Raw genomic sequence first — 24,811 nt, 5'->3', positions numbered from 1 at the left:
AATCGGAAATGTGATGCGCGTTATCAAGATTCTGGTCGCTTTTATGGGAGTGCTGATCGTTGCGGGCGTCGCACTTGTGGTTTATGGCCTGTCGCGTCAGGAAGATGGCAGCGTTGCATCCGATGGGCCTGAGCTATCCGCGCCGATTGCGGGGCAGTTTGAGACGCCAACAGATACAGGCCCACGATCCGCAACACAGATCGCACCGTTCGGAACGATCAATGTTGATTTGGCACCGGGGGAGACCTTGGTTGATTTTTCCCGTCAGGGAACAGAGGCAACTCTTCGTCTTGAGGGACGCCAAGGAAGCCGTCTGGTGATTGTTTCTTTGCGTGACGGCGCTATTCTTGGGCAGATTTTACTGGTGGAGCCGCAATAAGCACCGCTTGAACTGATGGTGGTTTGATGATCGACGCGGGTAAAATCATAAAACTGCGGACAGGTTTGCTGGCAGAGATTTCAGATATCGCAGCTGCGGCATGGCCGGAGGAATGCTGTGGTCTATTGATTGCCGACGCGGAAAGTCCCGAAGTTATTCTGCGTTTTGTTGCAGCACGCAATGCCGCCATCGATCGCCAAAAAACATTCGAAATTGATCCGCACGTTCTGATTGCGACGCATCGATCGGTTCGGCAACGCGGAGAGGCGATTATCGGATGCTATCATTCACATCCGAATGGCGATTGCCAGCCATCGAAAACCGATTTGTCCCGCGCCGAAGAAGCCGGTTTTCTGTGGCTGATTTTCGCCACCGGCAAAAACGGCGTTGATGAATGGAAGCTATATCGCCGGATGCCGGAACGTGCCGATGACACAGCACCGCGTTATTTCAAAACTTGTGAGATCGTCGAGCCCTGATCATTGCTTTGCCATGCGTTCGATCAGGCCTGTCTGCTTTTCAAGTGATTGCTGAAGCGCGAAGTTTTGCGTGATTGTCCGACGCGCCAGCTGGCGTATTTCGCGAAGGCGGTCAGGATTGGCCAATGCTTCGGCCATTGTGCTGGCAAGCTGGTCTTCATTCCAGAAGCCACACATTAATCCATTCCTGCCATGACGAATGATATCGCGGCAGGGGCCTGTGTCCGATGCGATCACCGGCGTTCCGCATGCCATGGCTTCAAGTACCGACCATGACAAAACAAACGGATATGTCAGATAGACATGGGCCGAACTGATCTGGAACAGACGGATCAGCTGATCGTGGGGAATTTGCCCCAGAAAGACGATGCGAGAGGGATCCATACCGGTTTCAGCCATCATCGCATCACGCCATTTCTGGCCGTCGGCGCGCGGCGTTCCATAACTGACGCCATCCCCCCCGGCGATGACAAAGGTTACATCGGTGTTGCGCCGGGCCAACTTAGCTGCAGCACGCATGAATTGTGGAAAGCCGCGATAGGGTTCGAGATCGCGTGCAACATAGGTCACTATCTGATCGCCATGTCGCAGCACACGACCGTCGGGCAGGCGCAGCAGTGCCTTGTCGTCCGGACGGCAACGATGGATATCGATGCCATCGTGGCAAATACCGATCTTGTTATGGAAGCTTTGCGGAAAGGCGGCTTTCTGCCATGCCGTGGGGCTGATCCCGGTGTCTATTGCTTCCAGACTTGAAAGCTGTGCGCTGTTGCGCAGCCGAAGTTGTGTGCGTTTGGCCAAGGTCACCGTTTCTGTCGGGTCAAAGCCGACATCGCGACCTTCGGCGTGGTAAAAATGTTCGCAATAGCCAACCAGTGGTGTTTTGCGCAGGACATCGCGCGCAAACATCATGCTGCCCCAGCCGATATGCCCGTAAACGATGTCGGGTGGGCCTTCCTGTGCGACGAGTGAATCAAGTGTTGTCGCCGCATGCATGCCGATCTGCTGGTGATATTGTGGAAATGGGGTCGCAGGCGGTGGCGGAGTTGCCCGCTGACGCAGGACGCGAATGCCGGGAAGCTGTACGTTCATTGCTTCGCAAAGGAAGGAAACCTGCCATCCGGCATTTGCCAGATGACAGGCCAGGTGAACAAATTGTCCCGGTCCATGGCGGTGGACAAAGACAATTTTCATCGGCGACTGCGAAGCTCGTGTGTCATAACGCCACTTGTGACGGGGACACCGCCATACCGAAGGGTCTGTGTCCAGAATTCCTCCAGGCGACGCAAAGTTCGAAGTGCCGTTTCCATTTCCTGCTGGTCCTGCAGGTCATTGGTCAGTGCGTTGTGATATTCTTCGTGAAATTCATGCAGGGATTCACAAAGTTCGTGCCCCTTGCGCGTCAGTTTTATTCTGGCAGACCGTCGGTCACGGGCCATGACATGTCGTTCGACATAGCCCGATTCAGCCAGCTGTTTCAGATTATAGGATGCATTCGATCCCATATAGTGGCCGCGATCCAATAGATCACGTACCGACAGTTCATCGTCGCCGATGGTAAACAGCAACGCGACTTGTGCGGGGCTGATGTCATCTTTGCCGAGTCGAATAAGATCTACACGAAGCAGATCAGCAAAACGCCGATAAATACGCTCGACGGTATTTGCAAGTTCAAGATGAGTGACGGTCATGTTGTTTGATCCGTTATCTGGTCCCAAGCGAGAGTTGATGCCATGGCCTTTCGACCAAGGCAGGCCTTTCGTGTGGGGAAGATAACAGGACGTTGCTCTTGAACGATTTTTCCGCACGCCCAATTCTTCCCTCAGTTTGCTCGTAATTTCGAAGTAATTTCAAAGTATTTTTATTTTAAAATTACTTCGTATTCTTCTGTTTTTACATTGTCAGATCATGAACATGAGATCGACATATTTGATTTTATTGTAGATCATCATGACATCGCAACTATGTGATTAGATTGCGGAAAAACTATGACTTTTGGCTGATTGGATGAAAATCAATGCATTTTGGTCGTAAAAACACGCCAAAAACCGCAGAAAGCAAAGCTGTCAGACCATCTCTGGATGCAAAATCGGTTATCCGCGAGGCGAGATTCACTTTTGTACGCGGTCTTGGATGGGCCGGGGTCTTGAGTGGCTTTATCAATGTTCTGCAACTGACCGTGCCGCTTTTCATGCTTCAGGTGCATGATCGCGTGATTAACAGTCAAAGTACCGATACGCTTAAATTGCTGCTGGCAATTGCGGTCGGCGCTATCATTCTATACGGCATCCTTGATTTCATTCGGGCCCTTATCTTTCAGGAAATGGCCAAATCATTGTTGCGTCGCCTGAACTTGCCGGCCATTTCGGCGGCAATGAGCGTGGCGCTTGAAAAAGGATCGATACAGGGCACGCAGGTTCTGCGCGATTTGTCGGATTTGCGCAATTTTATCAATGGCAATACCATCAGTGCGCCACTCGAAGCGATCTGGTCGCCGATTTTCCTTGGTGTGATGTTTGCCCTTCATCCGTTTTACGGTATTGCGGGGCTTGTGGCGGTGCTGGTCCTGATCGGGCTTAGTCTGTTGGGTGATTTGCTTGTGCGACAGATCACCAAGGAAGGCACCGATGCCAATCTGCGTAATATCGGCGATATCGGGTCAACCGTATCAAATGCCGAGGCGATTGAGGCAATGGGCATGTTACCCGCACTTGCCATGCGCTGGCGCCAATCGCAGGTCCATGCCAGTGAGTTGCTTGATATCGGGAATGTCCGAAGTAAAGGCATGTATTCCGTCACGCGCTCGGCCCGTTTCGGCATGCAGATTTGCGTGCTGGCGATGGGGGCGTATCTGGTTATTCTGGGGGAAACAACACCTGGGGCGATGATTGGCGGTACGATTATCATGGGCCGTCTTCTGTTGCCGTTTGATAATGTTACGCGCGACTGGCGGGCTTGGGTTTCTGCACTTTCGTCCTGGAAACGCATCCGGAATATCCTTGAAGAGCGTCAGTCCGAGCGCGAAATCGAACCGACACCGCGTTCCGAAGGGCCGCTTGTTGTCGATAATCTTGTATATGCGGTGCCCGGCTCGAACGTGCCGGTTCTTCGCGGGGTGAGCTTCGATCTTAACCCGGGCGAAATTCTGGGCGTGGTCGGGCCGTCGGCTGCTGGTAAATCGACCCTGTCGCGTCTGCTGGTCGGATCGGCGAAACCGACTGCTGGCGGCGTATTTCTTGACGGGCATAGCACCTATCTTTGGGAGCGCGGTTCGTTTGGCAACATGGTCGGTTATCTGCCGCAATCCGTGTCGCTGCTGAATGGCACCATCCGCGAAAATATTGGTCGCATGCGTGAAGCCAATCCCCGCAAGGTGATTGATGCGGCCCGCGCAGCAGGGGTGCATGAAATGATCGGCCGACTGCCACTTGGTTACGATACGCCGATCGGGGCGGGGCGACATACCCTGTCTGGCGGACAGCAGCAACGCATTGCACTTGCCCGTGCTCTTTATGGCTGGCCACGTCTTCTGGTGCTTGATGAACCCAACGCCAACCTTGATGCTGAAGGTGAAGCATCACTGATCCGGGCTGTCCGTCAGGCAGCAGAAGGTGGGGCAATGGTTGTTCTGATCGCACACCGGCAAAGCATCATGCAATACGCCCACAAGCTGCTTGTCATGCAGGAAGGGCGGGTCAAACAGTTTGGTGAACGCACCAATGTGATCCGGGCGATGACGCAGGATGATAACGACATCAAAAACCTGCCCCCGGTTAAGCGCAATCAGCAAAACGGGGGTGCAGCATGAACCGAGTGATCAATGTCGACAACCGTGGTGAGGTCATGATTCCCGAAGACCCGCAACCGGCATGGTATCAGGTCCTTGACGAAGAGCGCACCGCGTCGCGTCAAAGCCTGCGAAAGCCGATCATGGCGGGGATCATCGTTATTGCCGTCGGGTTTGGCGGCTTCTTTTCCTGGGCTTTTACGGCCGAACTCGACAGTGCTGCGGTGGCATCGGGATCTGTCATTGTGGATTCCCGCAAAAAGGTTGTGAACCATTTCGAAGGCGGCATTTTGAAGAAGCTGCTGGTTGAAGAAGGTGATCGCGTCAAGGCGGGGCAAACATTGATGTTGCTGGATGGAACACGCAGTGAGTCCGAGTTGGGCCAGCTGCGCGGTGAACGATATGGGCTTATCGCCAAGCTTGCCCGACTGCGTGCCGAGCAAAGTGGCCGTGGTGAAATCGATTTTCCCCAGCAAATACTGAATGCGGAGCAGGATTATGTGGCCGATATCTTGCTGGATGAAAAGCGATTGTTCGGCAAGCGCAATGAGGTTTACGATGCCAAGCGAAATGCCCAAGCCAAGCAAATAGAACAATTTGATGCCGAGGCGCGCGCACTGGAATCCCAGATAAATGCCCGCACCCGTCAGGAAAAGCTTGTTGCCGAGCAGCTCAAGGGCATCCGGCAGCTTGCGGAAAAGGGCTTCGCGACGCGCACCCAGTTGGTCGAGATAGAAAACAACTGGTCTGATCTTGTCGGGGATATGGGCGAGTTCAAGGCCCAAAAAGCCGCCGCCGAACAGCAAAAGGCTGAGGCCGAAATCAATCTTGCCTCGATTGAAATGGAATGGCAAAGCGATATCGCGACAGAAATCCAGGAAGCGCAACTGGCACTGAATGATGTGACCCAGCGTATCCGCGCCAGCGAGGATGTTCTGAACCGGCGCGAAGTCAAGGCACCGCAGGACGGTATTGTTGCTAATATTCAGATCCGCACGCCGGGTGGCGTGATCAGTCCGGCGGAACCCATCATGGATATCATCCCGGAAAACGAGCCGCTTCTGATCGAAGCCATGATCAACCGTCAGGACATTGATTCGGTTCATGTCGGATCAAAAGCCCAAATCAAGCTTACGGCATATAGTCAGCGCCGGTTGGCACCGCTTGACGGTGAAGTCCGCTATGTTGCCGCCGACCAGACGGTCGATGAGAAACGCGACTCTTCCTATTACATCGTTCGGGCCGCAATTAACCCCGATGCATTGGCAAAACGCGATGATATCGAAATTCGACCTGGTATGCCGGCCGACATTCTGATCCTGAAATCCCCCAGAAGGGCGATCGACTATCTGATTGATCCGATCACTGAAAGCATGAGCAGGGCCTTCCGCGAGGACTGATTTTTGCTGATGCTGTGGGTGCGAAGGCCGCGGGCTGAAAGGTCTGCGGCCTTTTTATTTGAATTATTGTTCAAAAATAAAACTAAATAAAAATCAAACAAACAACAAACACTTATTAAATAAACCTAGAAATATAATGTGATTATTGCCTTAATCCATAATATTGACACAATAAAAACACGAGAATATCTTCCTAAGATAAAAGAAAAGAATATAGGGTTGCTGTGTGGCCGATCTCAGGGTGGCCTCTAGCTGCCTTGAGGGAACGGCCAACCTCTCGTGAGGGGATAACCCCCGCGATGTCAATAATGTTGGGACACGAAGGAGGATACCATGGCAACTCTCGAAGGCGGCGCCTTTGATGATGCGCTTCTAGGGTCTCGTTTCAGCGACGTGATTTTCGGACGTGGCGGTGACGATACAATCTTCGGACAAGGTGATGACGATGTTCTGTTCGGTGAAGAGGGCGATGACGTTCTGTTCGGCGGCGCAGGAAACGATGTCGCGATTGGTGGCGAAGGTGACGATATCCTGTTCGGTGGATCGGGTGACGATGTGCTGATGGGGGATTCCGGCAGCGACCTGTTGATAGGTGGCTCTGGCGAAGACGTACTGTCAGGTGGTGCCGGTGACGACATCCTGCTTGGCGGTTCGGACAATGATGTCCTTGATGGTGGCGCAGGCGATGATCTTATGGTCGGCGGTGGCGGCGATGACATCATGCTGGGCGGTGCAGGCGACGATCAGTTGCTGGGCGGTTCTGGGGACGATGTTCTCCAGGGTGGCGATGGCAATGACGTCCTGCTTGGCGGCTCCGGGGACGATGTCCTTGACGGTGGTGCCGGGGACGACCTGCTGGTCGGTGGCTCGGGTAGCGATACCTTTGTCTTCACCGGTGGCGGCGGCAACGACGTCGTGCTCGACTTCACGGTTGGTGAAGACATGCTTTCCATTAGCAGCAACATCAATGATACCGGCATTGAAAGTGCCGATGATATTGCTGCGCGTGCATCGCAGGTTGGCGCCAACACTGTTATCGACCTTGGCAATGGGGATTCCATCACCCTCAACAATGTCGATGCAGAAGACGTCCAGGACAATCCGGACAGCTTCTTCAGCGTCCAGTAATCCGAATGTTGGCGTCCGCAACTTATGTTGCGGGCGTCACCCCGTTCTTCTTGTGAAGTGAAAATCGCCATGCTTGAATTTGCCTCGTCCGATGCTGTGCGGACGACCGGTGACGCGCCGGACGTTTGCCTGCTTAACCCGGAAACATTGCTTCTGATCTGGGATATGCCGACCCGCTTGTGGGCGGTTCCCAAACTTGAAACTACCGAAGGCAAGGCAATCTCGCCGCAAGCCACACTGCGTTTGCCGCTTAATGGTGGCGGCACGCGACTTCTGCGCCTGATCCGTCGGCCCAAGGACGAACCGGTTTCGTTCCTGGCAGAAGCAGGGACTCTTGGCCGCAAAGATGAAATCACCATTGATCCGGAAGGTGATTTTGAATTTGCCAATGCGAGCATGCTGCTTGAAGACGTGACGCCATCGGGACGCTTGTCTCTTATGTCTGCGCTGCTTGGTGCGTGGGCAAGCATGTTTCGTACCCGCCGAAGCAAAAGTTACACCGCATTTCTCAATAAACTGGTTTCCGAAATTGTCGATACGCCACAGCGCGCCAAAGCGGTCGCAAAACTCTCAGATCAGCAGATACTGATCTCGGCTGGGCTGCCGGTGGCGTTTGGTGACATCGAAGCTGTTTATATCGTGTCCTCGTTCGGATTCCGCCGTCTGGCTGTTCCGCCACATGAAAGCAGCGAGGGGCCCCAAGGCAAAAAACAGACCTACATGATCGCTGATCGCGACGGCACCGAGAACGGTGCCTATCTCGTCGTGACCGGCGGACGCGCGCTGGCCATTCGCCATCTGGCGGCGACGCCAGTTTTGCCCTCGTTGTCGCGATGGTGGCTGGCGCGCGGCAAATCTGATGCCGATCTGCGCGAATATATCATTGGCGCAATGGCGCGTGGCGATACCAAGGCCAGAAAGGCCGCGCTTGAATTCCAGCTACGCTGTCCGCTTTCAAGCCAGCGGGTTACGGGTGGCGGTGGCTTGCCCAGTGGTGAGGTCGACCTTGCCGTAACCACTGCGCGTGGCACCCTGATTGGCGGCTGGTATCGTGATCCGGCTGAAATGATCGCCAGCATTGATATTCTTGACAGCAAGGGCACAGCCCATCCATTCGGCGATGGTTTTTATCGCTATGCCGGGAATGTCATGGATGACGACCGAACGGTTTCGGCCACCGGGTTTGTCGGGTTTTATCGTGACATTCAAAGCCAAGTACCGATCCTTCAACCACGCAGTTTGATGCGACTGACCTCGGGCAGTCGTCACCTGATGGTGCCAACCGCCCAGCCGATTGACCCGGCAGAGGCGCGGGCACGTATCCTGCGTGCGGTCCCACCGCAGCACCTGACTGACGAGATCATTGAAAACTGTCTGGCTCCGGTCATTGGTGATTTGCAGCAGAAATTGCTTGCTGCTGCCAAAGCGGATCGAACCATCGAGTTTGGTGAGCAGCTTAAAGAGCCCGCTGTTTCGATTGTTGTGCCGCTGTATCGGGTGCTCGATTTCCTGCGTGCCCAGGTTGGTGCCTTTGCCTGTGACCCTTGGATTTCACGGTATTGCGAAGTGATTTACGTTCTGGATTCTCCGGAACAGGCAGAAGAGTGCGAACATCTGCTGCGTGGGTTGCATCTGCTTTATGACATGCCGATGCGTCTGGTGGTCATGACCCGAAATGGGGGATATGCACGGGCCTGCAATTCAGGTGCCGAACAGGCTCGGTCAGACCTGATCGCTATGCTGAATTCGGATGTCATTCCCTATCAGATTGGCTGGCTGGAATTGATGGCCTCAAAAATGGGCGGTCCGCAGGATGTCGCCGCGGTCGGGCCAAAGCTTTTGTTTGAAGATGGCTCGTTGCAGCATGCCGGAATGTATTTTGCCCGCAATGAACGCGGACAATGGCTGAACCATCATTTCTATAAAGGGCTGCCCGATCAGTTCCGTGACGCCAATGTTGAACGATCCGTTCCCGGGATCACCGGGGCCTGCATGCTGTTGCATCGTGGCACGTTCAATGATGTCGGTGGCTTTACCGAAGATTACGTGATCGGCGATTACGAGGACAGCGACCTTTGCCTCAAAATCCGCAAGGCCGATTTCGATATCAAATACGTACCTGACGCCAGCCTTTATCATTTCGAGCGCAAGTCGATCTCGACCCACACCGATTACGTGCTTGGTGTGGCGACACAATATAACGCCTGGCTTCATGCCTCGCGCTGGTCAGACATGCTCGAAGATTTCCACAAAAACGATGTTCCACAGAACCGGCCGCAAAACCGTGTTTCAGATAAAGATGATCAAGGAGAAGCGGCATGAGCCAGGTTCTGGCATTTTCCAACCATAATGAACCGGTGCTCGACGCCAAAAGCGAACAGCATCTGGTCTGGCTTTGCGAGCAGATCATCGCCAATCGTTTTCTGCCGGTACCGCCCGAAGAAGCCGTTTTTGTCGGCGATGGCGACTATCGTGCCATCGGTGCCGAATTTCTGGGGCATTTTGTCCGTCGGGCGGGCCTTATGCCTGATCATGATGTGCTTGATATCGGGTGCGGCATCGGGCGGATGGCGGTGCCACTGACCCAGTATCTTGATGCGTCCAATGCGATCTACGAAGGCATTGACCCGGTTGCAAACGGGATTGAATGGTGCAAGCGCACGATTTCACCCGCTTATCCAAATTTTGGTTTCCAGACGCAGGACGTCAAAAACGCGCTGTATAATCCCGAAGGATCCATCGGCGGGCGTGGCATGCGGTTGCCTTTTCAGGATGGTGCATTCGATTTCACCGCAATGATCTCGGTGGCAACCCACTTGCCGCCTGAAGAAATCGAAACCTATTGCGCCGAGGTGTTCCGCGTGCTGCGCCCGGGCGGGAAGCTGTTTCTTACGGCCTTTATCATTCGTGATCCTCAGGAACTTTCATATCCCGGCTGCGACCCGCGTTTAACCAGTCTTGAGAGACTTGAAAACCAGCCGTGCTGGCATCTTAAGGGTGAAAACCCGATGGCGGCTGTTGGCTTTGATGATGGTTTCATCGACGGCGCGATGAGTGCCGCCGGATTTACCCTGAAATCCAAAAGTTTCGGAACCTGGCACGGTGATCAGGCCGATCATTACCAGGACTTCCTGATTGCAGAAAAACCGCGGAGGAACGCATGAACCCACGCATCATGGTTCTGGCTCATAATCATCCCGATTTGCATCCTGGCGGCACCGAGATTTTCGCCCACGATCTGTTTAATGCCTATAAGCGGGCAGGGTGCGAAGCCATTTTCATTGGCGCGACCAACGATATCCATCGTGAACGTCGCCCGGGCACCAGCTTTCAGGCGATCAATGATGCCGGTGATGAAATGCTGTTCTGGGCCGGGCATTTTGACCGGTTCAACATGTCGCAGACAGATCTGTATGCCGTCGCGCCGAATTTTACCGAGCTACTGAAAACCTGGGATCCGGATGTGGTGCATATCCATCATCTGGTTCTTTGGGGGATCGAGTTGCCGATGCTGATCCGCCGTGTTCTGCCGCATTGCCAGATAGTGATGACCTTGCATGACTACTATGCGATTTGCCCGAATGACGGGTTGATGATCCATCGAGGCACCCGTCAGCGTTATCTGGAAGCGGACCGGATTGGCAAACGTTGCGGTCTTGATGGCATTGCGCCGGAACGGTTTTCAATGCGGACGGTCAATCTGCGCAATCATCTTCGCGTTGTTGATCGCTTTCTGTCTCCAAGCGCGTTCCTGCGTGATCGCTATGTCGATTGGGGAATTGACCCGGCAAAGATAGAGGTCATGCACAATGGTCGCCCGTCCGTACCGGCCGCACCCAAACGCGATATGGGGGCCGGGATGCCAAATGTGTTTGGTTATTTCGGCAATCTGAACCCATGGAAGGGGGCGGATGTTCTGCTTGAAGCCAGTCAGAAACTGGCAGCCGATGATGTCGATTTTGAATTGCGTATTCACGGCGGGGCACCGTTCCAGACGGTTGCCTTTAATGAAAAGATTGATGGTCTTTTTGATGCAACCGGTTCGAAAGTTCACCGTATGGGGGCCTATGAACGGGCCGATATTCCCGAACTTATGGCACGTGTCGACTGGATCGTTGTGCCATCAATCTGGTGGGAAAATGCTCCGCTGGTCATTCAGGAAGCGTTCCAGCATGGCCGCCCCGTCATCACAAGCGGCATCGGCGGCATGGCTGAAATGGTCCGCGATGGTCATGACGGCATTCACGTGCGCGCCGATGATCCGGCCGATCTTGCCCGTGTGATGAAGGACTGTGCCACCAATCCGAAACTCTGGAAGAAGCTGTCGGGGCATGTGCGTCCGCCAGCCGGTATCGATGATGTCGCGCAAAAGCACCTTGTGCTGTTTCGCAAGATGATCCGTCCCGATTTCGTCGCGGCCTGACACAGATAAAAGGAGGCATTCATGGCGATTGCCCAGAAAGACCTATCAGAGACATCTGCAAAGCCCGTTGCCAATGATGCGGCAAAAAACGATGCCGAGCAGGCGATCCCGACAATCGAGGGACGCGTTGATGCGATTGACCGTCAACGGTTGTTTGGCTGGGTCTGGTGCCCGGAACGCCCGGATGCGCGCATCGAAGTTATCGTTCGTCTGAACGGGCATACCTTGTTGCGTATGAAGGCCGAAAACGAGCGTGTCGACCTGCGCCGTAATGGCATAGGCGACGGTGCCCACGCATTCGAGGTGGAGCTCCCCGAAGCCGCCTTGGCAAGTGTTGAAAATGTTAGCGTTTTCGCGATTGCGCCTGAAACCGGCGATCAGATCGAGTTGCGCATTCCGTCGCAAAGCGAACAGCAGGCGCAATCGGCCGTCAACGCGCCGCTTTCGAAAATTCTGGACCGGCTTGATCGTTTGCTGGCGGCTCAGCACATTTTGCAAAATGGTCAGCGTGAAGCCGCCAAGCGCCTTGTTGATGCATCCAAGCGCATGGATGAACTGGCGTCCGCCGATGACGGGATCGAGGCCGGTGTGAAGCTTGTTCGTACCGGGCAGGACGAACTGACCCGTCGTGTTGAGGAACTGGAAGTTTTCCTGGTTCGCTTCGACAAGTCACTTGGCGGATTTGACGAACGTCTTTCCGTATTGACCGAGCGGCATCGCAACGATCTGAAAACGCCGCTTTTGGTGCTGTCCTGCCTGATTGGTGTGACGGTCGGACTTTCCATCGGCGCAATGGTTTGGTGAGGCAGGGCGTCATGACAAAGGCCACCAATCATAGCGAATTGCTCGAAAGTAGCGGCAGCGCGGATTTTTCGGCGCCGTCATTTGTAATGACGGTGCCGTTCGGTCTGGCTGAACTGTTTTTCAATTCACAATCACAAGAAATGACAAGGAGGGCAGGGCATGACTGAACCGTCTGGAATGCCGCTGGACGGCAGGACCGTTGTGGCCGCTTTGGTCGATGACGGGCTTGCGCTTATGGCGGGTGTCGGTGCTGCGATGCCCGCGACAATCGATGTATTCCTGAACGGTCAAGCTGATGCCAAGGTTCAGGCATCAATCATCAGCTGGCGTCGTGCCGATGGCCCACCCGAGGCTGCTTTTGGTTTTGTCGCACTTCTGCCGATGCAGAATGTATCGCAACGCCGATTGAAAACGGCCCTGTTCAAGGCACCGGGACAGCCCGGAGAATATCGGATTGAAAGCCGCTCGCAGGGACTTGAATCCATTCTATCTGCCGTGGCCGAGCAATCCGGGTCGGCATTCGCGACCGTGATTGACGGCGTTATCGAAGCGCTTCTGGCTGGCAACCCGAACAAGAAGCGTCTGCGCACTGTGGCTGCCCTTGTCCGGATTGCTGCACGAAGCAACGGCTTTATCGAAGTTCTGGGTGGTCTGGAAGAAGGCGATATTTACATTCAGGGCTGGTCGAGCAATTTCCCGACCGGCCGCACCCGCGTGATCGCGATAGACGAAGGCCCGGTTCTTGCCGAACTGACCAGTGCTGAATTTCAACGCGATGATCTTGGTGAACATGCATCGGGCGTTACCGGGCTTATGGCTGGCGACACCAGGATCAATCCGAGCAAGTTGCAGCGCGTTTATTTCCGTGGTCGTGATGGCTGGTTCTCGATCGAGGTTTATCAGCAGCGCGTGCTGGTTGCCTTGCAAGACGTGCCTGCACATATCCGTTCTGTTCTGGATCGGGTAAAGGCGCCCGATAACATCCTTGCGCAAATCCGGATGGCAGCCCATCGCTTCGATGGTCGCGATACTGTTTCCGAACTGGATCGTCCGGTGCGGATCGGGATCGACTTTTCGCTGGTGATAGAAGGCAGTGGCATTCTGGTATCGGGCTGGATGCTTGACCCGGATCGCGCGGTTGAAACCGTCATGTTGCGCGTTGGCGGTGAAGCGGTTCGGATTGATGATCGCTGGACCCGGCAGTCACGGCCCGACGTTACCAATGCATTTCTGAACGATCCGATGTTTTCGGGGCTTAACCCGGCACGCAACAGCCATGGTTTTCTGGTGTTCTGTCCGCTGGAAGATACACCGTCATCCGATCAGCCGGTTTATCTGGAACTGGCCATATCCGACGCGTTCCCGGCCTATTGCCCGCTAAATCCTACCCGTGCGTCGGCGCGACAGGCCTTGTCGCGGGTTCTGCCGTCCCTTGATCCGCGTTCGGTTACGGCATCAAACAGCATCGAACGACAGTTTGGGCCGATGTTGCAGAACATGACGGCGCAAAACCCGTTTGCCATCGATACCCATGATATCGGCAATTTCGATGAAGACGCGCCAGTTGCCCTGATCGTTGGTGTTGACGACACGATTAGCGATATCGGTGTGACTATTGCCTTGCTTGGCCTTGATGAGGTCACGCGCCATCTGCCGATTGTGATTGCTGGCCCCGCCGAAAGTTTTGATCAGGTCGGCAGCGACATGATGAGGCTGGCGGCCTTTTACAAACTTAATGTCCGCATCGTTTTTGCCGAGGGCGTCGAGGATTTCTGCGATGCGCTTGAGGTTGGCGTTGCTGCAACGAATTCCGAAACAATCGCGTTGGTGTCAGCACACATCCTGCCGCATGACACAGGCTGGTTCGAGCCATTGCTGGCGGCTTATCGCAAACGCGGCAGCAAATGCGTCGTCTGTCCGACGATCCTGTTTGAAGATGATTCCGTCCGTTGGGCAGGCACCTGGATCGAGGGCGATGTTGACGGGCAGTATTTGTCGGATCGTTATGTCGGTTATCCGCGTGCCGTTCTGGCCGATGCCGAACCGACCGAAGTCAGTGCCGGAACCCCGGAATGCTGCGTCATGCCGCGCAAGGCATTCGAAGACATAAACGGTTTTACCCGTGGCTATATTGGCCCGTCGGAAAAGGGGCTCGACCTTGCGCTGAAACTGCGCATGGGCGGAACGGCGTCATGGTGGATTCCGGAAATCGAAGTCCTGGGGAGCGAACAATCGATAACAAGCGCCCCCGCCTGGGAGGAACTTTCGCATCGTCTTGACCGCTGGGCGTTTGATCGCCGCTGGTCATTGGTCGTCTCAAATTTGCGGAGCCACAATCATGCCGTCGACTGACCTGCGTGTCCTCATCATTTCTCACGGACATCCCAGCATGTCGCTGGGCGGGGCCGAAGTGGCCTCCTACAACCTGCATAAAGGCTTGAACGAACTGGACGGGGTGGAAAGCTTCTATCTGGCCCGTGTCGGTCATCCGGTGCCGCGTCACGGTGCGTCTGCACTGATGAGCTTGCGCCAGAAAGATAACGAAATCCTGTATCATGCAGAAAACTATGATCATTTTCTGCTGTCGAACGGGAATACTGACGAAATTGATCGCGATCTGTTGCGCTTTGTGCGCGATTATGAGCCGGATGTTGTGCATTTTCACCACTATCTCGGCCTCGGTTTGGAAACGATCTATGCGATCCGCGAAGCCCTGCCGGATGCGGCGATCTTCTTTACCTTCCACGAATTCCTGACGATCTGTCACAACCATGGACAGATGGTAAAAAGCGGCGGGACGAAGCTTTGCAACCGGGCAAGCCCCATCGAATGTAACGGCTGTTTCCAGAACATCTCGCCGGCATCCTTCCTGCGTCGTGAACGGTTCATCAAGGCGATGCTTAATCTGGCCGATCATTATGTGTCGCCCAGCGATTTTTTGGCGGACCGGTTTGTCGACTGGGGATTGGATCGTGACAAGATGTCGGTGATCGAAAACGGTCTGGACGTCAAGGAGGCGGCAAATACCCGGGCACTTTCCAAGGCGCAACCACGCCGGTCGCGTTTCGCGTTCTTTGGTCAACTGACCATGTTCAAGGGTGCTGATATCCTGCTTGATGCGGTGGGCCGTGTGCCTGATGACATCTGGGGGGATGATGCCCGGATGATGATCTTTGGTGGCAACCTTGAACGACAACCCATTGAATATCAGGAAAAAGTTCACGACCTGATCGAAAAGGCCGGTGAACGTGTCCGGTTCTATGGCGCTTATCAGAACAGCGAAATGCCTAAACTGATGGAGCTTGCCGACTGGACGATCATTCCGTCGATCTGGTGGGAAAATTCACCGATCGTCATTCAGGAAGCCTTCTTCCATGGGCGTCCGATGATCTGTTCTAACATCGGTGGCATGGCCGAAAAAATTACTGATGGCGTCAATGGTCTGCATTTCCGTGTCGGCAGTGCCGAAGACCTTGCCGACCGTCTTGTTGATGCCCTTACCGACAATAAAATCTGGGATCGGATGCGTGAGGGGATTCCTCGCCCGCCGACCTATATCGATTGCGCCGAGCAACATCTCGCGCAGTACCGGGAGGTTCTCGAGACCCGCCCGATGTCTGTGACTCCTGTGTCGCAGCACTCCGTCGCCAGCACGGCATAACGATAATCAGAAGTCACCTAGCCAAGGAGAAATACTATGGCGCGCGTTCTCGTAATGATTCCATCGGGCGAAGTCTACGACCATGATTGTGTCCGCTGGTACAATTATCAGGATATTCAACGTAGTATCGACCACTATCACAATATTGGCGATGCGTTCGTATACGATTCATCACTGAAATTGATGAATTATGACAAGCTTGGCGTTCTGCCGATTGCAGAGCCCAAAATGGAAGATATTGATCGTCTGCGTGAAGAATACGATTACGTCTTCCTGCGTGGGTCGAACTATATCCATTCTGACATGGATTGGCGCAATACCATCGAAGTCCTCGAACGGCTGCGCTTGCCTGTTCTGGGTTTTGGTATCGGTGCGCAGGCTCCGGTCAAGGGCAAGCTGGAATTGTCCGACCAGACCAAACGCGTCTTGCGGATGATGGCCGATTCCACGACTTCAATCGGTGTGCGCGGGGCTTACACTGCCCAGGTTCTTTGGGATCTGGGTATTACCAATGTTCGCATTGTCGGGTGTCCGACGGCCTTCCGGTCCAATAATCCGGACATGCGCATCAAGCTCCCGTCGCTTGACGCTGTACGCAATGTCGGTATCACCCTGCGGCGCGAAGTTTCCCCAGCCTACGCACAGAACATTGAACGGTATCTGACTTTCCATCGCGATCTGGTCAAGGAACTGGCACATCGGTTCGATGACATCACCCTGATGGCCCAGGGCGAACCCGAAGAAAAGAAACTGGTTTTCGGGACCAATGCCCAGAAAGAAGAGGCAATGCAGGCCCTTAAAAACAACGATTGGGTCAAGAACTGGTATCTCGATCCGACGATGGAAAAGCTGTATCGCGAAAAGCTGTTCTATTCCGATGTCGTGGCCGATTACGAACATCTGGTCCGTACCAAGGATTGTGTTCTGGGCTATCGCTTGCACGGCAATCTGATGGCGTTGTCGAACGGTGTTCCATCGATCTATTTCACCTATGACAGCCGCACTGTGGAATTTGCCGAAACCTATCAGATTCCTTCCTATGACGTGTTCTCGAAAAAGGAATTCGTGCTTGAGGATTACTGGAATCAGGATCTGTTCGACAAATTCAATCGCGCCTGGTTCCAAACCTATCGCGAGATGGCAACGTTCCTGACGGAAAACAATATCGATCACAAGATGGTCGATGTGATGGCCCGAGACGCTCAGCCCGAGCGCAAGGTCGCCTGATTAAACCCGGTGCAGCCATTTCGCACCGTACTATCGGGCGGAATGGCTGTGCCACCACAAGCATGTCCGCAAACGGGCAGCGATAGCAAGGAGACACGGCAATGACTGTACTTGTAACGGGTGGCGCAGGTTATATCGGTAGCCACGCAGCGCTTGCACTTCTGGATGCCGGGCGACATGTCGTCGTCCTCGATAACCTTAGTCAGGGGCACCGCTGGGCTGTTCCGGCCGGGGCTGCCTTTGTCGAAGGTGACTGCGGCGATTATGAGCTGGTTCGCAAACTCATCACCGATCACGATGTGACGGCAATCATGCATTTTGCGGGCTCGATCATCGTGCCGGAATCGGTCGTTTATCCGCTTGATTATTACTACAACAACACGGTGAATTCGCGTGCTTTGGCACAGGCCGCTGTTGATGCCGGTATCCGGCATTTCATCTTTTCCTCGACCGCAGGTGTTTATGGTGAACCGGCCAAAACCCCGATACTTGAAGATTTCCCGTCAAAACCGATTTCGCCTTATGGCACGTCGAAAATGATGACGGAAAAGATGCTGGCCGATGCCTCGGTTGCCCATGACATGAATTATGTCGCATTGCGCTATTTCAATGTTGCCGGTGCGGATCCCAAAGGTCGGGCAGGGCAGACGTCACGCAAGGCGACCCATCTGATCAAGATTGCAAGCCAGGCGGCGACCGGTGTCCGCTCGCATCTGGAAATCTATGGCGAAGATTACGAAACCCCCGATGGCACCTGTATTCGCGATTACATCCATGTTTCCGACCTTGCCAATGCGCATGTTCTTGCATTGGAATATCTGGAAAATGGTGGCGAAAGCGACGTGATGAATTGTGGTTACGGTCGCGGTTTCTCCGTCAAGGAAGTGATTTCGGCGGTCAAGGAAGTATCAGGCGTTGATTTCCCGGTCAAACTGGCCGAACGCCGGCCGGGTGATCCCGCGGCGCTGATTGCCGGAGCAGACCGTGTTCGTGAAAAACTCGGTTGGGTGCCGAAACATGATGATCTTGAAATGATCGTGCTTCATGCCCTTGACTGGGAGGAAAGCCTGAAAAACCGTCAGGTGGTCGACGCCGCATAACACCCGAGCGCCAGAAAGGGAGGAAACGTCCATTACGAGCAAGCGGTTCAGAAGGATCAAAATGGCCCGAACCGCCATAGCAGGAGTACCAGAAATGAGCCAGATAACCCCCTCAACTGGCCAGAGGCCCCGTATCGGCGTTCTCATGCCGGCAGGCAGAGTTGTCGAAAATGTCGGAGTGGTAACGCATACTTTTGGATCCCCGGAAAAAGCCACTCGGCTATTTACCAATATCGGTGACTGCTTCGTCTATGACTCATCCCTGAGAATTCTTGATTACGCTGAACTCTATCCTATTTATGCTTCGGCCAATGGCGATATTTCAGAAGCCCAGATCGAAAAAATCAACCAGCTTGATTATCTGTTTCTGCGCGGATCGAATTACATCCATACCAACGGTCAATGGGACCCGATCATTCGAGTGCTGGAGCGAACCAAAGTTCCGGTAATTGCATTTGGTATTGGTGTGCAAACACCTGACAATTCCGAAGACTACGTCAATGAGTCGACCAAGCGTTTCCTTCAAATCGTATCTCATCGGTCGGCAACGCTGGGGGTGCGCGGGAATCTTTCGAAAAAGGCGCTGAACTCGATCGGGATCAAGAATGTCCGCGTTTTTGGGTGTCCGACGGCGTTCCGCCACTGCAAACCGAAACTCAGTCTCCCCCGCATCAAGGCCAACGAAATTAAAAGGCTTGGTTTTACCCTAAGGCGCAAAACACATGGTTTTGGGACGCTGCAACGCTATTTGATGCGCACACTTGCGGAGAGATATCAGACCGAATTCCTGTGTGCGGGTGAACTGGAAGAAAAGGCCATTTTCTATGCCCGCTGCAACCAGATTGCCAACGCGGACGAAGTGATGGCAAAGGCCGTCAACCAGCTTATCAAGGAACGCTGGCTTTACGGCGAAAACGACCCGATCCTGCAACTGTATAAATCGTCACTGGCGGTTTTCGAAACGGTGGCAGATTTCGAGGAAGCAGAACAGCATCTTGATGCCGTAACCGGCTTCCGTCTGCATGGTAATCTTCTGGCGCTCGCCAACGAAGTGCCTGCGCTTTACATCACCTACGATACGCGAACCCGCGAATTTGTCAAAACGCTGGGCATTCCGCATGTCGACGGTCGCTATATCGACAAGTTTTCCTTCGAAGAAGCCTGGGATCAGGCAGATTTCGGCCATTTCGAGGAAACCTACCAGATGCGGTTTGGCGAACTTAAAACCTTCCTTGAAGAGAACTGCATGGCGCACCGCCTTGGTGCAACTCCGACCCCATACGTGGTCGAGGCGGCGTGATCAATGCTGCGCGGGCGTGGCTGGTTTTCCTAGTGCCGGTCATGCCTGTGTTTCTTTTCGTTTCAAACGGTAATGGATGGCGACGTGTTAACCAGATCGCATTTCCGCTACGCGGCAGTATTTATTGCGACCGTCTTTTCCGGTGGCGGCATACTTGCTTTCTCATCTCCGAATTCCTCGGCGCTTGAATTGACCGTCACGGGACCGGAAAAAGTCATTTTTGACAGTGACGTTGCGGGTTGTGATTCACATCATTTGCCCGATGCGCCAGCACGTGCCTTTCGCGATGACAAGGGGCGCATGATCCTGTTTGCGCCGAATTTTCAGAACCGGGCATTTGTCGGGTATGGTTTCGATAGCCTGAAACCCGATTGCGACAGCCGGTTTATGGCGGCAGGCAAGGCGCAGCCCGATCTTCTCGATGACCGCACCTGGATCCACGCCATTTACACCAATGATGGCAGAAACGTTTATGCACTGGGCAGTGCCAGCTTCATGCCGTATCGGCACGAAATGCCCTGCAAGGGACGGACAAAGCGGATTGATTGCTGGATCAACGGATTGGTAACGCTGAAATCGACCGATGGTGGCAAGACATTTGATTATCTGGGAAAACCGCCTCATCACGCACCCTTTCCGCCACCCGAACCTTATCGCGATGACCGCAAACGTGCGCCAAGCTACGTAACCGTGACCAACATCATCAATTGGCAGAATTATCTTTATGCCATTGTCTGGCGACGGGAAGAGGAATGGAAGAATTCGCGCAATTGTCTGGTCCGCGCCCCCGCCAATGACCCGTCAAGCTGGCAGGTTTGGGATGGCGAGGATTTCATCGACGCTGCCCGCCTGACTGAAAACGGATGGCATGTCAAACAGACTGATTGCGCCCGCGTTGGGCCAAGAGGCATTACCTCGATCCGGGGGCTGGTGCGACACGAAGGCACCAATAACTTTATTGCGATCTATCAGCACCGGCAACGCAACAAGGACGGTACAGATCGTCACGGAATCTTTTATTCGACGTCGGCAGATATGAAAAACTGGTCGGATCCGCAGTTCCTTCTGGATGAGGATCTGGACCCCGATGCCGGACCGGGGGATCCGTTTGCGGCATATGCCACCATGATTGATGAAGACAGTCAGGATCGGCTTTTTAGCACTGTGGATGACGAGGCCAGCCTCGTGTTCGTGCGTTTGATCCCAAAGCCTCATAACGGGAAGTGGCGGGTGCCGCGACAGTTGGTAAGTTTTCCCGTTTCCATCAGGAAGTAAAAGGATAAGGCCATGGAATTTGATCGTTTTGACATTGACGGGCCGGTGCTTTTTGTCCCCAACCGTCATCGTGACCCGCGTGGTACATTTGCCGAAACCTTCCGCGAGGATGAATTTCGTGCGGCAATTGGCGATGTAACACTCGTGCAGGAAAACCAGTCCATCAGTAAACCGATCAACACCATTCGTGGTTTGCATTACCAATCTGAACCCCATGTTCAGGGTAAGCTGGTCCGGGTGACAACAGGGGAGATCATGGATATCGCCGTTGATATCCGACCGCATTCACCGACTTTCGGGCAGCATATCAAGATCAAACTGTCGGCGGAAAACTGGTATCAGCTATGGATACCGCCGGGATTTGCCCATGGTTTCCGTACCATGCGGCCCGACACCACCGTGATTTACAAGGTGTCGGATTATTACAGCCCTGAAAATGACCGTGGGATCGCGTGGAATGACCCTGATCTTCAGATCGATTGGGAATTATTTGGTCAGCAGCCCGTACTATCGGAAAAAGACAGAGCGCAGCCCGCATTGATCGAACTGTTTTCAGTTGATGTTGCGCGTGCGGCGGCGGCGCATCATGCTCTTGCCGGGGATATCGGGCGTTATCACGCGTCGACGGGTGATTGATATAGCGGGGCCAGCGCAATCAGGCTTTCGTCCGGGATTTTATCGTTGATTGCGTTGATGTTCTTTTCAAGCGTCCTGCCCAGGGCGTGCACGAGGACCTTTTCCACTTTGCCGTCGTTGGCCATTTGCAAAAGGATGGATAAAGATTCTGTGACGCTGAAGGGTTCTTTGTAGGATCGCCGTTCAAGCAGCGCACCCATGATATCGCAAACGGTCAGAATACGGGTCAGATCGCGAATTTGGTCACCTGACAGGCCATCAGGGTAGCCAGTGCCGTTCAGGAATTCATGATGATGCAGGATGGCATCCAGAACGTCTTCGTCAATGCCGCCTTGCCGGGAAAGGAACCGGTAACCCGCCAAGGGATGGGTACGGATGACGTCAAACTCTTCGGGGGTTAATTTTCCCGGCTTATCAAGGATTGCAGCCGGGATATCGACCTTGCCGATATCATGCAGCAATCCGGCGATGGTCAGCTTTTCGATATCGCCGCGCCGCATTCCCATTGCAGTAGCAAACGAGCAGGCAAGACCGGTTACGATCAGGATGTGCTGGAAGGTTGTCTGGTGATAGGCCCGCACCGTCGATAGCCATTCATTTACACCGACATCGCCAATGGTTTTTGCAACTTCCTCGCCGGTTGCCGCAACTTCGTCAAGGTCGACGGGCCTGTTTGCTCCGAACTGGGTGAAGGTTTTTTCAAGTGTCTTTGCTGCTGCGTTTATCGCTTTGGTCGCTGTCGGGGTAAATATGCCCTCCGCCTCGCGAATGTCTTCGATAATCTTTGCCAGCCCGACATCGTTTAACGGTTTGTGCGTTGTCTTGCGCGCGCCAAGAGTGGTCGCCTGCAATTCTTCCTGCAGGTTGCCTTTGGTGATCGCGAAAATCTGTTTGCAGCGGGCAGGAGCCGTTTTGCGAAACGCTGTCAGCTTGGTGATATTATCGGCCTTCGCAAGATCGATATCCAGAACGATGGTTTGCGCATCCAGCGGAATTTTATCAGCAATGGACGAGACCCGAATGTCAAAACCAAGCAGGGATACCGGTATCAAAGCCGTGCGGTCGCTTTCGCACACGACATGCAATATGTTTTGGGTTCCGGTGGTCAACGAAGTGCCATGAGACTGAATTCCTGCCCGATATTATCGCTTGTATTCGTATGAATATAAGGATTTTATCAAGCAATTAGAAGCCTCTAATCAAAAAATTATGCGGCCAGTGCTGCAATCACCTGTTGTTTGCTTAAGATGCCGACCGTTTCTTGCCTGTCGTTAATCACGGCCATTGATCCCTCGGTCGCCAGTGCGACGGGCAGGATATCTTCAAGGCGCATGTCCCCGGCAATCCTGGGCCAACCCGCATTGACGTCGCTGCCATTTGCAACGGGCTGCATCAAGGTACGGGCACGCAGTACCCGTGATCTGTTCACATCGCGGGTGAAGGCACGTACATACGCATCAGCGGGCTGCATGATGATTTCTTCGGGTCGACCGACCTGAATGAGTTTGCCATCCTTCAGGATCGCAATCCGATCGCCCAGCTTAAGTGCCTCGTCCAGATCATGGGTAATGAACACGATGGTTTTATGAAGCTCGCCCTGAAGTTTCATCAACTCATCCTGCATGTCATTGCGGATGAGTGGATCAAGGGCTGAAAATGCCTCGTCCATCAGAAGGACTTCGGGATCGGTTGTTAAAGCACGGGCAAGGCCCACGCGCTGCTGCATGCCGCCTGAAAGCTGATCGGGGAATTTATCTTCGTATCCGGCAAGGCCGACCCGTTCGATCCAGTTGCGAGCCGCATCTTCGCGTGGTTTGCGATCATTCCCCTGAATTTCCAAACCATAGCCGACATTGTCGATCACACTGCGGTGGGGCAAAAGCCCGAAGCGCTGAAACACCATGCCAAGCCTTTTGCGCCGAAATGCATTCAATTCACTGATGCTCATGGCAAGGATATCGGTGCCGTCAAAAAGGACTTCGCCTGACGTCGGATCAATCAGGCGGTTCAGATGCCGGATCAGGGTTGATTTTCCTGACCCCGAAAGCCCCATAACCACAAATGTTTCACCCCGTTCGACAGAGAGTGATACATCATGCAGGCCGACCGTATGGCCGGTCTTGGCAAGGATTTCATCCTTATCGGCACCGTCTTGCACCAGTTTAAGTGCTGTTTGCGGATCCGGGCCGAAGATTTTGAAAATATTGCGGATTTCAATATAACTCATGGCTTTTCCTCCGCCTTGTGACTGCGTTGGGACCGTCTGCCATAAGCCTGACCGATCCGGTCAAACACAACCGCCAGAAGCACAATCGCAATACCGGCCTCCATACCCGCACCAACATCAAGGCGCTGGATGCCCATCAATACCTGTTCACCAAGGCCGCGCGCACCGATCATGGATGCAATCACCACCATCGAGATCGACATCATTGTCGTCTGATTGATCCCGGCCATGATGTTGGGCAGGGCGAGGGGGAGTTGCACTTTCCAGAGGATTTGCTTGCGGCTGGCTCCGAATGACCGGGATGCTTCAAGAACTTCGGCATCGACCAGCCTGATGCCCAGATCGGTCAGACGGATTACCGGCGGGGCCGCGTAAATCACAGTTGCAAGGATAGCTGGTACCTTGCCCAGCCCAAACAGCATCAGGGCAGGGATCAGATACACAAAGCTTGGCATGGTCTGCATGGTGTCAAGGATCGGCAGCATTACGGCGCGTAGCCGGTTTGACATCGCCATCGCAATACCGACCGGAACGCCGATGATCACCGAAAGTGACGTTGCCACGATCATCAGGGCAAGGGTCTGCATAGCCTTGTCCCAAAGCCCCAGCGATCCGATGGCAATCATTGCGATTGCCAGTCCGGCGGCAATTTTCCAGTTGCGGCTGGCATGAAATCCGATGACCGCAACCGCGATCACCACGATCCACCAAGGCGTTCCGCGCAGGATTTGTTCAAGCCAGACCAGAATTGTCAGCAGGCTGTCGGCAAACGCTTCAAACGCATCGCCATAGTTCACCACCAGCCAGTCGACAAAGCGATTGACCCATTTGCCCAAGGGCACATTCAATTGTTCTGGAAACATCGTGTGCGTCCGGCCGGTTGTGTTCAGAAAACCAATGAACGTAGGAGCCTAGCAATATGATCCCGCCTGCGCACGATTAATTGCTTGAGGGACTGACATCTCCTGACAGTTTTTTGCGTCAG

The 24,811-nt window shown here is 54.0% G+C and carries 22 protein-coding genes; 17 read left to right on the top strand and 5 right to left on the bottom strand.

Going from position 1 to position 24,811, the window contains the following annotated elements; genetic code table 11:
- The first annotated feature begins 13 nt into the window (after positions 1–13).
- Together SMB34_RS06115 and SMB34_RS06110 are read left to right on the top strand one after the other, a co-directional pair.
- Entirely contained in the window at positions 14–379 is a 366-nt protein-coding gene (locus tag SMB34_RS06115; protein ID WP_007089973.1) for a hypothetical protein, read from the top strand.
- 26 nt (positions 380–405) lie between these two features.
- On the top strand, positions 406–858 hold the full coding sequence (locus SMB34_RS06110; protein ID WP_007089972.1) for a M67 family metallopeptidase: 453 nt from the start codon (positions 406–408) through the stop codon (positions 856–858).
- Here SMB34_RS06110 and SMB34_RS06105 read toward each other — a convergent pair whose 3' ends face one another.
- Positions 859–2,052, bottom strand: a complete 1,194-nt coding sequence (locus SMB34_RS06105) for a glycosyltransferase (protein ID WP_037988494.1) — start codon at positions 2,050–2,052, stop codon at positions 859–861. It lies immediately after the preceding gene.
- Positions 2,049–2,549 (bottom strand): MarR family winged helix-turn-helix transcriptional regulator, encoded by a 501-nt coding sequence (locus SMB34_RS06100; protein WP_007089970.1) that lies wholly within the window; start codon positions 2,547–2,549, stop codon positions 2,049–2,051. The genes SMB34_RS06105 and SMB34_RS06100 overlap by 4 nt, the downstream gene beginning before the upstream one ends.
- Before the next feature lie 455 nt (positions 2,550–3,004).
- On the opposite strand from SMB34_RS06100, the gene SMB34_RS06095 reads away from it, so the two are divergent.
- The 15 genes from SMB34_RS06095 to rfbC all read left to right on the top strand — a co-directional run bounded on the left by SMB34_RS06095 (position 3,005) and on the right by rfbC (position 21,599).
- Positions 3,005–4,666, top strand: a complete 1,662-nt coding sequence (locus SMB34_RS06095; protein ID WP_240478758.1) for a type I secretion system permease/ATPase — start codon at positions 3,005–3,007, stop codon at positions 4,664–4,666.
- The gene (locus SMB34_RS06090) at positions 4,663–6,045 is read left to right on the top strand and encodes an HlyD family type I secretion periplasmic adaptor subunit (RefSeq protein WP_037988490.1); all 1,383 of its coding nucleotides are present in this window, start codon (positions 4,663–4,665) and stop codon (positions 6,043–6,045) included. The genes SMB34_RS06095 and SMB34_RS06090 overlap by 4 nt, the downstream gene beginning before the upstream one ends.
- Positions 6,046–6,378: 333 nt before the next feature.
- Positions 6,379–7,173, top strand: coding sequence for a calcium-binding protein (locus tag SMB34_RS06085; RefSeq protein ID WP_037988488.1), 795 nt, complete (start codon positions 6,379–6,381; stop codon positions 7,171–7,173).
- Positions 7,174–7,242: 69 nt separating this feature from the next.
- Positions 7,243–9,495: a glycosyltransferase gene (locus SMB34_RS06080; RefSeq protein WP_037988486.1), complete on the top strand. Its 2,253-nt coding sequence runs from the start codon at positions 7,243–7,245 to the stop codon at positions 9,493–9,495.
- On the top strand, positions 9,492–10,337 hold the full coding sequence (locus tag SMB34_RS06075; protein WP_037988484.1) for a class I SAM-dependent methyltransferase: 846 nt from the start codon (positions 9,492–9,494) through the stop codon (positions 10,335–10,337). Before SMB34_RS06080 ends, SMB34_RS06075 begins: the two co-directional genes overlap by 4 nt.
- Complete coding sequence (locus SMB34_RS06070) at positions 10,334–11,596, top strand: glycosyltransferase family 4 protein (RefSeq protein ID WP_007089964.1); 1,263 nt, start codon at positions 10,334–10,336, stop codon at positions 11,594–11,596. Before SMB34_RS06075 ends, SMB34_RS06070 begins: the two co-directional genes overlap by 4 nt.
- A 21-nt stretch (positions 11,597–11,617) precedes the next feature.
- A complete protein-coding gene (locus SMB34_RS06065) occupies positions 11,618–12,400 on the top strand; it encodes a hypothetical protein (RefSeq protein WP_007089963.1) in 783 nt (260 codons plus the stop codon).
- Positions 12,401–12,411: 11 nt separating this feature from the next.
- A complete protein-coding gene (locus tag SMB34_RS21020; RefSeq protein WP_156962649.1) occupies positions 12,412–12,567 on the top strand; it encodes a hypothetical protein in 156 nt (51 codons plus the stop codon).
- The gene (locus SMB34_RS06060) at positions 12,560–14,752 is read left to right on the top strand and encodes a glycosyltransferase family 2 protein (protein ID WP_007089962.1); all 2,193 of its coding nucleotides are present in this window, start codon (positions 12,560–12,562) and stop codon (positions 14,750–14,752) included. Before SMB34_RS21020 ends, SMB34_RS06060 begins: the two co-directional genes overlap by 8 nt.
- Positions 14,739–16,061: a glycosyltransferase family 4 protein gene (locus SMB34_RS06055; protein ID WP_007089961.1), complete on the top strand. Its 1,323-nt coding sequence runs from the start codon at positions 14,739–14,741 to the stop codon at positions 16,059–16,061. Before SMB34_RS06060 ends, SMB34_RS06055 begins: the two co-directional genes overlap by 14 nt.
- Positions 16,062–16,097: 36 nt before the next feature.
- Positions 16,098–17,288, top strand: coding sequence for a polysaccharide pyruvyl transferase family protein (locus tag SMB34_RS06050; protein WP_007089960.1), 1,191 nt, complete (start codon positions 16,098–16,100; stop codon positions 17,286–17,288).
- Positions 17,289–17,389: 101 nt separating this feature from the next.
- Positions 17,390–18,388, top strand: a complete 999-nt coding sequence (galE, locus tag SMB34_RS06045) for a UDP-glucose 4-epimerase GalE (RefSeq protein WP_037988482.1) — start codon at positions 17,390–17,392, stop codon at positions 18,386–18,388.
- Positions 18,389–18,533: 145 nt separating this feature from the next.
- Entirely contained in the window at positions 18,534–19,688 is a 1,155-nt protein-coding gene (locus tag SMB34_RS06040) for a polysaccharide pyruvyl transferase family protein (protein ID WP_037988478.1), read from the top strand.
- A gap of 84 nt (positions 19,689–19,772) precedes the next feature.
- Positions 19,773–20,963, top strand: coding sequence for a hypothetical protein (locus SMB34_RS06035; protein ID WP_037988549.1), 1,191 nt, complete (start codon positions 19,773–19,775; stop codon positions 20,961–20,963).
- A 12-nt stretch (positions 20,964–20,975) separates the two neighbouring features.
- Positions 20,976–21,599, top strand: a complete 624-nt coding sequence (gene rfbC, locus SMB34_RS06030; RefSeq protein WP_007089956.1) for a dTDP-4-dehydrorhamnose 3,5-epimerase — start codon at positions 20,976–20,978, stop codon at positions 21,597–21,599.
- On the opposite strand, the gene SMB34_RS20605 is transcribed toward rfbC, so the two are convergent.
- The 3 genes from SMB34_RS20605 to SMB34_RS06015 form a co-directional block, all read right to left on the bottom strand.
- The gene (locus tag SMB34_RS20605) at positions 21,578–22,708 is read right to left on the bottom strand and encodes an HD-GYP domain-containing protein (protein WP_167332738.1); all 1,131 of its coding nucleotides are present in this window, start codon (positions 22,706–22,708) and stop codon (positions 21,578–21,580) included. The two genes, rfbC and SMB34_RS20605, sit on opposite strands and share 22 nt — an antisense overlap.
- A 98-nt stretch (positions 22,709–22,806) precedes the next feature.
- Positions 22,807–23,826, bottom strand: coding sequence for a quaternary amine ABC transporter ATP-binding protein (locus SMB34_RS06020; protein ID WP_037988476.1), 1,020 nt, complete (start codon positions 23,824–23,826; stop codon positions 22,807–22,809).
- Complete coding sequence (locus SMB34_RS06015) at positions 23,823–24,689, bottom strand: ABC transporter permease (RefSeq protein ID WP_007089953.1); 867 nt, start codon at positions 24,687–24,689, stop codon at positions 23,823–23,825. The genes SMB34_RS06020 and SMB34_RS06015 overlap by 4 nt, the downstream gene beginning before the upstream one ends.
- Between the last annotated feature and the right edge of the window lie 122 nt (positions 24,690–24,811).

The sequence above is a fragment of the Thalassospira permensis NBRC 106175 genome (assembly GCF_000714555.1).
Lineage (GTDB): Bacteria > Pseudomonadota > Alphaproteobacteria > Rhodospirillales > Thalassospiraceae > Thalassospira > Thalassospira xiamenensis.
Note: the sequence above shows the minus strand (reverse complement) of the source record. Positions and strands in the feature narration are given on the sequence as shown.

Excerpts from the sequence above, each read along its gene's own strand:
- SMB34_RS06115 (WP_007089973.1), top strand. The coding sequence starts at position 14 with ATGCGCGTTATCAAGATTCTGGTCGCTTTTATGGGAGTGCTGATCGTT.
- SMB34_RS06110 (WP_007089972.1), top strand. The coding sequence starts at position 406 with ATGATCGACGCGGGTAAAATCATAAAACTGCGGACAGGTTTGCTGGCA.
- SMB34_RS06105 (WP_037988494.1), bottom strand. The coding sequence starts at position 2,052 with ATGAAAATTGTCTTTGTCCACCGCCATGGACCGGGACAATTTGTTCAC.
- SMB34_RS06100 (WP_007089970.1), bottom strand. The coding sequence starts at position 2,549 with ATGACCGTCACTCATCTTGAACTTGCAAATACCGTCGAGCGTATTTAT.
- SMB34_RS06090 (WP_037988490.1), top strand. The coding sequence starts at position 4,663 with ATGAACCGAGTGATCAATGTCGACAACCGTGGTGAGGTCATGATTCCC.
- SMB34_RS06085 (WP_037988488.1), top strand. The coding sequence starts at position 6,379 with ATGGCAACTCTCGAAGGCGGCGCCTTTGATGATGCGCTTCTAGGGTCT.
- SMB34_RS06080 (WP_037988486.1), top strand. The coding sequence starts at position 7,243 with ATGCTTGAATTTGCCTCGTCCGATGCTGTGCGGACGACCGGTGACGCG.
- SMB34_RS06075 (WP_037988484.1), top strand. The coding sequence starts at position 9,492 with ATGAGCCAGGTTCTGGCATTTTCCAACCATAATGAACCGGTGCTCGAC.
- SMB34_RS06070 (WP_007089964.1), top strand. The coding sequence starts at position 10,334 with ATGAACCCACGCATCATGGTTCTGGCTCATAATCATCCCGATTTGCAT.
- SMB34_RS06065 (WP_007089963.1), top strand. The coding sequence starts at position 11,618 with ATGGCGATTGCCCAGAAAGACCTATCAGAGACATCTGCAAAGCCCGTT.
- SMB34_RS21020 (WP_156962649.1), top strand. The coding sequence starts at position 12,412 with ATGACAAAGGCCACCAATCATAGCGAATTGCTCGAAAGTAGCGGCAGC.
- SMB34_RS06060 (WP_007089962.1), top strand. The coding sequence starts at position 12,560 with ATGACTGAACCGTCTGGAATGCCGCTGGACGGCAGGACCGTTGTGGCC.
- SMB34_RS06055 (WP_007089961.1), top strand. The coding sequence starts at position 14,739 with ATGCCGTCGACTGACCTGCGTGTCCTCATCATTTCTCACGGACATCCC.
- SMB34_RS06050 (WP_007089960.1), top strand. The coding sequence starts at position 16,098 with ATGGCGCGCGTTCTCGTAATGATTCCATCGGGCGAAGTCTACGACCAT.
- galE (WP_037988482.1), top strand. The coding sequence starts at position 17,390 with ATGACTGTACTTGTAACGGGTGGCGCAGGTTATATCGGTAGCCACGCA.
- SMB34_RS06040 (WP_037988478.1), top strand. The coding sequence starts at position 18,534 with ATGCCGGCAGGCAGAGTTGTCGAAAATGTCGGAGTGGTAACGCATACT.
- rfbC (WP_007089956.1), top strand. The coding sequence starts at position 20,976 with ATGGAATTTGATCGTTTTGACATTGACGGGCCGGTGCTTTTTGTCCCC.
- SMB34_RS06020 (WP_037988476.1), bottom strand. The coding sequence starts at position 23,826 with ATGAGTTATATTGAAATCCGCAATATTTTCAAAATCTTCGGCCCGGAT.
- SMB34_RS06015 (WP_007089953.1), bottom strand. The coding sequence starts at position 24,689 with ATGTTTCCAGAACAATTGAATGTGCCCTTGGGCAAATGGGTCAATCGC.